The organism is Thermococcus celericrescens, assembly GCF_001484195.1.
In the GTDB taxonomy this organism is placed as follows: Archaea; Methanobacteriota_B; Thermococci; order Thermococcales; family Thermococcaceae; genus Thermococcus; species Thermococcus celericrescens.
The window spans coordinates 1-7,020 of record NZ_LLYW01000060.1 but is presented as its reverse complement, the minus strand read 5'-3'; the positions used below and the strand labels follow the sequence as shown (position 1 = coordinate 7,020).

The following is a 7,020-nucleotide window of genomic DNA, read 5'->3' as shown; positions in this document are numbered from 1 at the left end:
GGCAGCGACTCCGGCTCCCGCCGGCGAAGGTGCCGTGACGGCCCCAATGCCGGGTAAGATTCTGAGAATTCTCGTGAGGGAGGGCGAGCAGGTCAAAACTGGACAGGGGTTAGTGGTCTTGGAAGCAATGAAGATGGAAAACGAAATCCCCGCTCCAAAGGACGGAGTGGTTAAGAAGATCCTCGTCAAAGAGGGCGACACCGTGGACACCGGACAGGCACTAATAGAGCTAGGGTGAGGACAGATGGCGGGACTGGTGGAATCGATAATAGCGTTCTTCCAGGGAATGGGGCTGCTCAACCTCAGCTGGGGCAACGTGGTGATGATAGCCGTCGGTCTGGCGCTCGTTTACCTGGCCATACGCTACGAGATGGAGCCCCTCCTGCTCCTCCCGATAGGCATAAGCGCCGTGCTGGTGAACATCCCGCTCGGCCACCTGGCCAACTGGCCCATAGCCCCGAACCTGCCCGAGCACATAGCGGACAACATCTTCGCAACGCTGAGCTACCTCAACCAGCAGTACGGACCTCCAGGCATCTTTGACATAATCTACTACACCCTCATCAGGACGGAGATAGTGCCGCTCCTGATATTCTTCGGCCTAGGAGCCATGACCGACTTCGGGCCGATGATAGCCGACCCCAAGACGGCGCTCATGGGTGCGGCGGCGCAGATAGGTGTGTTCATAGCGATGCTCACCGCACTGGCCCTCGGCTTCAACCTGCACCAGGCGGCGAGCATAGGAATCATCGGTGGCGCCGACGGGCCGACGACGATATACCTCACCACAAAGCTCGCGCCCGAGATACTGGGAGCGACGGCGGTCGCTGCTTACAGCTACATGAGCTTGGTTCCGCTCATTCAGCCACCCATCATCAGGGCCCTCACGACCAGGGAGGAGAGAAAAATCAGAATGGAGCAGCTCAGGCCCGTGTCCAAGAGGGAGAAGATAATCTTCCCCATAATCAGCATGATCGTCATCGGTCTCCTCGTTCCGAGCGCCGCCCCGCTCGTCGGAATGCTCATGATAGGCAACCTCTTCCGCGAGAGCGGCGTTGTCGAGAGGCTCAGCAGGGCAGCCCAGGAGGAGCTCATGAACATCGTCACCATCTTCCTCGGCCTCGGTGTCGGTTCGACTATGAGGGCTGACAGCTTCCTCACACAGGAGACCCTGATGATCCTCGGCCTCGGTATCGTTGCCTTCGCCAGCGCCACCGCCGGCGGTGTGCTCTTCGGAAAGCTCATGATGAAGCTCTCCGGAGGAAGGATAAACCCGATGATAGGGGCGGCTGGCGTTTCAGCGGTCCCGATGAGCGCCCGCGTCGTCCAGAGGATGGCCAGTGAGGAAGACCCGGGCAACTTCATCCTCATGCACGCCATGGGGCCGAACGTTGCCGGCGTTATTGGAACCGCCGTTGCTGCGGGTGTTTTCCTCTCAGTTCTGGCGGGCTGAGGCCCCTCACTTTTTTGTCAATTTTTGAATGAAAAGCTTAAAATAGGAGGAGGGCGCTTTAACTTAAAGCGGTGGTGAAGGAAATGCGTGTGAAGACTTTGATGACTTCGGAGCCGGTGGTTATAGAGCTTCCAGCCACGAGGGGATACGCCCTCGAGCTCTTCAGAAAGCATAAGGTAAGGTCATTTCCCGTAATCAACAAGAACACCAAGGCCCTCGTCGGGATCATAAGTATAAAGCGGGTTCTGCTTCACCCTGATGAGGAGCAGCTCGCAATGCTGGTTAAGAGGGACGTGCCGGCAGTCAAACCCAACGACGACCTCAAAAAGGCCGTCAGGGCGATGCTGGAGATGGACTACAGGCGTGTCGTCGTCGTTGATGAGGAGAACAGGGTTATAGGCGTTCTAACAGTCGGCGACATAGTGCGCAGATACCTCGCCAAGAACGAGAAGCTGAAGAACGTGACGATAGAGGACTACTACCAGAAGAACGTGGGTGTTGTCTGGAGGGGAACGCCGCTCAAGGCCGCTCTCAAGGCCCTCCTCCTGTGCAACGCCATGGCCATCCCGGTCATCGACGACGAAGGCAATCTGGTTGGAATGGTGGACGAGACGGACATCCTCAAGGACAGCGAGGTTATCCGCGTCATGAAGAGCACCGCCCTCTCCGCCTCGAGCGAGGAGGACTGGATACTCGAGAGCAACCCGACGCTCCTCTTCGAGAAGGCCGAGCTCCAGCTGCCGAAGAAGCCCGTTGAGGACATAATGAACCGCGAGCTGGTCGTTGCGACACCACACATGAGCGTCTACGACGTCGCCCAGAAGATGGTCAAGTACGAGATAGAGCAGCTGCCCGTCATCCGGGGCGAGGGCGAGCTCGTCGGCATCGTCAGGGACATGGACATCATAAAAGTGATCCTCAACAAGTGAAAGGATTTAAGCCCCTTTTCTCCCTCTTCTTACGGTGATGCGCGTGAGAGAGGTGAAGCTCTCGCTCTTCGGTTTTGGGAACGTCGGACGGGCAGTCGCGCGCGTTCTCCTCAGCAAGGAGGCGTTCTTCCGCGAGAGGTACCGGCTGAAGTTCAGGGTCGTGAGCGTAGCGGACACGAGCGGGGTGGTGTGGCTTCCCGAGGGGATGGATCTGCGCGAAGTCCTAGCGGTTAAGGAGACCTTCGGAAAGCTCTCCTCCTGGACCAACGACTACGAGGTTTACAGCCTCACACCAAAGGAGGCCGTGAGAGAAATAGATGCCGACATAATCGTGGACGTGACCAACGACAAAAACGCCCACGAGTGGCATCTGGCGGCACTCAGGGATGGCAGAGGGATTGTTACGAGCAACAAGCCGCCCCTGGCCTTTCACTACGCCGACCTCGTCGGGGAAGCCGAGAAAAGAGACCTTCCGTACCTCTTCGAGGCCACCGTGATGGCGGGCACGCCAATCATCACCCTCCTGCGCGAGGGCATCCTCGCAGACTCAATTGAAGGCATGGAGGCGGTGCTCAACGCCACCACGACCTTCATTCTGAGCCAGATGGAGATGGGGCAGGACTTCGAGAGGGCCCTAAAAACCGCCCAAAGGCTCGGAATAGCTGAAAGAGACCCAAGCGGCGATGTCCTGGGCATCGACGCGGGCTACAAGGCAACAATCCTCCACTGCCTCGCATTCCACCCGATAACATTTGACGATATAGCGGTCAAGGGAATAGCGGAGGCCACATCCGGGGAAGTGAGGAGGGCCCGGGAGCGCGGAAGGACGATAAGGCTCGTTGCCGCCGTGGAGAGGGGAAAGGTCGTCGTCGAACCGCGGGAGGTACCGCTCGGAAGCCCCCTCGCAGTTGAGAGCCACGAGAACGCCGCAGTAATAAGAACCGACCTGCTCGGCGAGCTGGTCATCAAGGGGGCCGGGGCGGGATTGAAGGAGACGGCAAGCGGCGTGGTAAGCGACATCATAAAGGCGGCACTGAAGGTTTAGGGGAGCTTCCCCACCTCTTTCTCCCTGAAGACCACTGCCACCCCATCACTTCTTGTATCCAGGGCCAGCTCACCAAGCCTGACGTAATCGAGGACCTTCCCACTCCACAGAGGCGAACCGTCCCTCAGCACCTTCACCTCATAGACGGAGCCCCTCTTTCTAGCCGAGAGCATGTATTCACCGCCATCCAGTATAACAAGGTATCTCCCCATCGAAGAGGAGAAAAGCCCAAAGCCCAGGGCCAGCAGGAAGGTTCCTAGAAAGTCCATTCCCCTCAGATAAGCCGCGATTGAGGAGCAGAACAGAATAACAACAAAGGGAGCGTAATCCTTTCGAAGGCCCGTCAGTCTTCTGACCTCCATTAACTTCACCAAAGAGTAAGTCCTGCTCAAACCTTTTAAGCTTTCTTCCCAAGAACGGGCGGTGAGACCATGGAGCACGTGATAGCGCTCCATCAGGTCTACGCGGAGCTGATATTTCGGGGACTGAAAACGGTAGAGCTCCGGAAGAGCAGGGCGTTCAGGGAGGGAGACACCGTCTTTCTCTACGTGGCAAGGGGGAACCCCTACGAGCTCAGGGATACGCTGAGAAGGCTCGGCCTCCACGAGGAGCAGACCCTGACAAGAAGGGGCACCATAGCGGGGGGCTTCGAAGTCGGGGAGGTCATAAGGGCCGACCTGGACACGCTGTGGGAGATGACCGGGGAGACCAGCGGTTTAACCCTGGTTCACGGAGAAAACGGAAAGCGCTGGCTGGGAGAGTATATCAGGAGATACGGCTATGCCTTCACGATAGAGAGGCCGTTCCTCTTTAAGGAGCCCATGAGCAGGGAGGAGATGAGAGAGCGCTACGGGGTTCAGGTTGAGGGCATAATCCACCTCTCAAGAAAAAGCCGAAAGGAGTGGGTAAAGGATCTTATCGAGGACCTCCTGTCGAGGGAGGCAGTCTATCTCTAAGAGCCGCCTTCGGGGCTCTCCTCTGGGGTATCCTCTCCAGCCTCGGGCTCGACCGTGACGTAGGGGCCAAGGCTGAGGCTATTGATTTCCTCCTGCGTCAGCAGGCGGCTCTTCACCTTCTCACCGATGAGGGCGCTGTTGCCGAGGGGATCCATTATCCTGACCGTCAGGGGCTTTTTGCCGTCCTTAACGGCGTTGATGTATTCGAGCACCTCGTCCGCCCTGCGCACCGCTTCCTCGTCGCCCTCCTGCTTTTTGAACTCCCTCGCCATGAGGAGGGTCTCGCGAACGCGCTCGAGAACGCCCTCCACGTTACTGACGAAGCCCTCCGCCGCGGGACCGGGCTCTATCTTGACACCAATCTCGTCCAGCTCGATTGTTCCGCTCTTGCTCCTGACGACGCGGGTGAAGAGATCATTCTCCTCCTCAACGCGAACCATGTAGAGCTTCGGGGGCCTGTCCTCCAGCATCACAACGTCGGCGTTCCTGTAGCCGCACTTCTCACAGAATATCGTGCTCTCCATGACCCTGCCAAAGTAGGGTATTTCGTGGATGTACTGCATGGCCTTGAGCGTGCCCTTGCCGCCGCAGATCGGACAGTCCCCAAGAGAGATGACCTGAATATCATCCGCCTCTCCCACATCAACCCTGGGTTTCTCACCTTCCGCCATCTCACACCACCGGAGAATAGAGGGACCGACCCCTTTATAAATCCATGGTAGGCAGAAGTAGAAAGGGCCAAAAAGGAAATCACTTGGCTATCTTGATGTCCGACGGGACGAGAATGAGCTTTATCTCGTGCTTGCATATTTTAGCGGCCTGACCGCCGAGAGCCCCGACCATCCCCTTGAGCTGCTCCGCGACCTTCTCAAGAACCTCCGGCTTGACCTCGAGCGGGGTGAGGTCAACGAGAACTATGTTGCCGTTCTGGAGCTCCTCGGATATCCTCTCAAGGTCGGCGTAGCTGGTGACGACGATCTTCTTGAGGTACCTGATCTGGGGCTTGACTATCTCCTTAGCAATAACATCCTCCTCAAGAGGAACGACATCGATGTCACGCCTGGGAGCGGCAACACTCTTCTTAACCGCCGGCGGCTTCTTCTTGGGCTTGGGCTTTTCGTCCTTCTTCTTAAGGCTGTCAAACAATCCCATAACCGTTCCCCCCAATTAATCATAAGGCTGGATTATTTTGGGCATTTGTGTTTATATCTCTTTCTGAAATTCGCCCAGTCCTTCCTCCTCACGCAGCCGATAAAGTCCAAAAACGCTCAGGAGGAACGTGACCGCGGCGAACATCAGGGATACGTACGCGTAGAAGTCCCACCCCCACTCAACGGAGGCGCTGTAGATGACCCAGACACCGAGGCTCATGGACCACAGCGCAAGGGTCAGGAAGAGCTCCTTTTTTGAGCCGCCCCTAACCGCCAGTCTAAGAAACTGGAGCGTGAAGAGAACCATCACGGCCACCGCGATGGCGTCCACAAGGCTCATAAAAATCACCAAAGGGGAAAAGGTCACTCGGCCTTAACGGCCTCAAGAACCTTCTCCCGTATCTCGGCGGCCTTCTTTATCGCGGTGTCAACCGCATACATGACCTCCTCAAGCTTGAACGAACCGCCCTCACTCTTCTGGACGGAGGATATCATGGCGTTTTCGTCGGTGGTTACGATTATCCTGCCGTCCATGACGCGCTCCTCATCGAGGTTCGGGTCAACGAGGATGTTCGAACCGATCTTGGCCATGGTAACCGGTATCGGTATCCTCCTGACCGGGAGGGGCTCGTACTCGTCGAGAACCTCGACCTCGTCGGTCTCCTCATTGTAGACCACCTTCGGCATCCTGGTGCTGAGCAGGGCCGCTATCGCGCCGATGCCGCTCGCGTCGAGGAGGTTGCCGTCGTGGTCGAGGACGTGTACGTCTATGAAAACGACGCGGACGAGCTTGCCCGGAACTATGACGAGCTTCTCAAGCTCAACTGCCTGGCTCTCCCTTATACCCCTGTCAACCACACGGGCGAGTTCTATGGCGTTCTCGTCAGGCGGACCGGGCTCAAAGCTCGGGGAGGCAAGGGGGACGAGCTCCACGTTGGTCGTTATGACGCCCCTGTCCGGGAGGTCGGGGAAGGGCTCTCCCATGTCGACCTTCACGCCCACGAGAACCTGGGTGTTGCCGAGCCTGACCCATGCGGAGCCCTCGGCCTTCTCGATGACGTTGACCTTGATTTCGAGGTCCCTGTAGTCTTCAAGGCCGCGGCCGTCCACGCGCTTGCCTTCCTTGAGGAGCGCGAGGATGTGGTCGCGCATTATGCCCGCCATTATTTCCATTTCACTCACCTCCACCGACCTCCTCGGCTATTTTGAGATACTTGACCTTCAGCGCCTCGCGCTGCTTCTGATAGACCGCCTTGGCACCCTTGATGGCGAGCCTCACGGCCTCGACGAACTCATCCTTCGTGAGGTACCCGTCCATCTGTAGGAGGGTGATGTCGTTCTTGAGCGGCATTATCGCCACCGGAACGTCGGCCTCACCGTAGTTGTCCTCGTCCTTGTTGAGGTCGAGCACTATCTCGCCCTCTATCTTGCCCGCGGCGCAGGCGGCGACGAGGTCCCTCATCGGCACACCCGCGTCGGCGAGGGC

The 7,020-nt window shown here is 57.9% G+C and carries 10 protein-coding genes and 1 pseudogene; 5 read left to right on the top strand and 6 right to left on the bottom strand.

Annotated elements, in window-relative coordinates; translation table 11 throughout:
- The 4 genes from APY94_RS12670 to APY94_RS12655 form a co-directional block, all read left to right on the top strand.
- Window positions 1-238 (top strand): biotin/lipoyl-containing protein (locus APY94_RS12670; protein ID WP_157065557.1); only part of this gene is annotated, 238 nt, incomplete at its 5' end.
- Window positions 239-244: 6 nt separating this feature from the next.
- Window positions 245-1,453: a sodium ion-translocating decarboxylase subunit beta gene (locus APY94_RS12665; protein ID WP_058939960.1), complete on the top strand. Its 1,209-nt coding sequence runs from the start codon at window positions 245-247 to the stop codon at window positions 1,451-1,453.
- 83 nt (window positions 1,454-1,536) lie between these two features.
- Window positions 1,537-2,382, top strand: a complete 846-nt coding sequence (locus tag APY94_RS12660; RefSeq protein ID WP_058939959.1) for a CBS domain-containing protein — start codon at window positions 1,537-1,539, stop codon at window positions 2,380-2,382.
- Window positions 2,383-2,425: 43 nt separating this feature from the next.
- Window positions 2,426-3,427: a homoserine dehydrogenase gene (locus APY94_RS12655; RefSeq protein WP_058939958.1), complete on the top strand. Its 1,002-nt coding sequence runs from the start codon at window positions 2,426-2,428 to the stop codon at window positions 3,425-3,427.
- Here the strand turns inward: APY94_RS12655 and APY94_RS12650 are convergent.
- Window positions 3,424-3,798 (bottom strand): hypothetical protein, encoded by a 375-nt coding sequence (locus APY94_RS12650; RefSeq protein WP_157065556.1) that lies wholly within the window; start codon window positions 3,796-3,798, stop codon window positions 3,424-3,426. The genes APY94_RS12655 and APY94_RS12650 overlap by 4 nt on opposite strands.
- A 60-nt stretch (window positions 3,799-3,858) precedes the next feature.
- Between APY94_RS12650 and APY94_RS12645 the strand changes: the two genes are divergently transcribed.
- Window positions 3,859-4,383: an ASCH domain-containing protein gene (locus APY94_RS12645; protein ID WP_058939956.1), complete on the top strand. Its 525-nt coding sequence runs from the start codon at window positions 3,859-3,861 to the stop codon at window positions 4,381-4,383.
- Here the strand turns inward: APY94_RS12645 and APY94_RS12640 are convergent.
- From APY94_RS12640 to APY94_RS12620, 5 genes and pseudogenes are all read right to left on the bottom strand, one after another.
- Window positions 4,380-5,054, bottom strand: a complete 675-nt coding sequence (locus tag APY94_RS12640; RefSeq protein WP_058939955.1) for a ZPR1 zinc finger domain-containing protein — start codon at window positions 5,052-5,054, stop codon at window positions 4,380-4,382. The genes APY94_RS12645 and APY94_RS12640 overlap by 4 nt on opposite strands.
- Before the next feature lie 79 nt (window positions 5,055-5,133).
- Window positions 5,134-5,535, bottom strand: a complete 402-nt coding sequence (locus tag APY94_RS12635; protein ID WP_058939954.1) for a cell division protein SepF — start codon at window positions 5,533-5,535, stop codon at window positions 5,134-5,136.
- Between the two features lie 51 nt (window positions 5,536-5,586).
- Window positions 5,587-5,874, bottom strand: coding sequence for a hypothetical protein (locus APY94_RS12630; protein ID WP_058939953.1), 288 nt, complete (start codon window positions 5,872-5,874; stop codon window positions 5,587-5,589).
- A 23-nt stretch (window positions 5,875-5,897) separates the two neighbouring features.
- Entirely contained in the window at window positions 5,898-6,707 is an 810-nt protein-coding gene (rrp42, locus tag APY94_RS12625; RefSeq protein ID WP_058939952.1) for an exosome complex protein Rrp42, read from the bottom strand.
- A 1-nt stretch (window position 6,708) separates the two neighbouring features.
- Window positions 6,709-7,020 (bottom strand): annotated as a pseudogene (locus APY94_RS12620) (exosome complex exonuclease Rrp41); the annotation flags it as partial.

Coding starts and splice junctions, on each gene's coding strand:
- APY94_RS12665 (WP_058939960.1), top strand. CDS start 245: ATGGCGGGACTGGTGGAATCGATAATAGCGTTCTTCCAGGGAATGGGG.
- APY94_RS12630 (WP_058939953.1), bottom strand. CDS start 5,874: ATGAGCCTTGTGGACGCCATCGCGGTGGCCGTGATGGTTCTCTTCACG.
- APY94_RS12640 (WP_058939955.1), bottom strand. CDS start 5,054: ATGGCGGAAGGTGAGAAACCCAGGGTTGATGTGGGAGAGGCGGATGAT.
- rrp42 (WP_058939952.1), bottom strand. CDS start 6,707: ATGGAAATAATGGCGGGCATAATGCGCGACCACATCCTCGCGCTCCTC.
- APY94_RS12635 (WP_058939954.1), bottom strand. CDS start 5,535: ATGGGATTGTTTGACAGCCTTAAGAAGAAGGACGAAAAGCCCAAGCCC.
- APY94_RS12660 (WP_058939959.1), top strand. CDS start 1,537: ATGCGTGTGAAGACTTTGATGACTTCGGAGCCGGTGGTTATAGAGCTT.
- APY94_RS12645 (WP_058939956.1), top strand. CDS start 3,859: ATGGAGCACGTGATAGCGCTCCATCAGGTCTACGCGGAGCTGATATTT.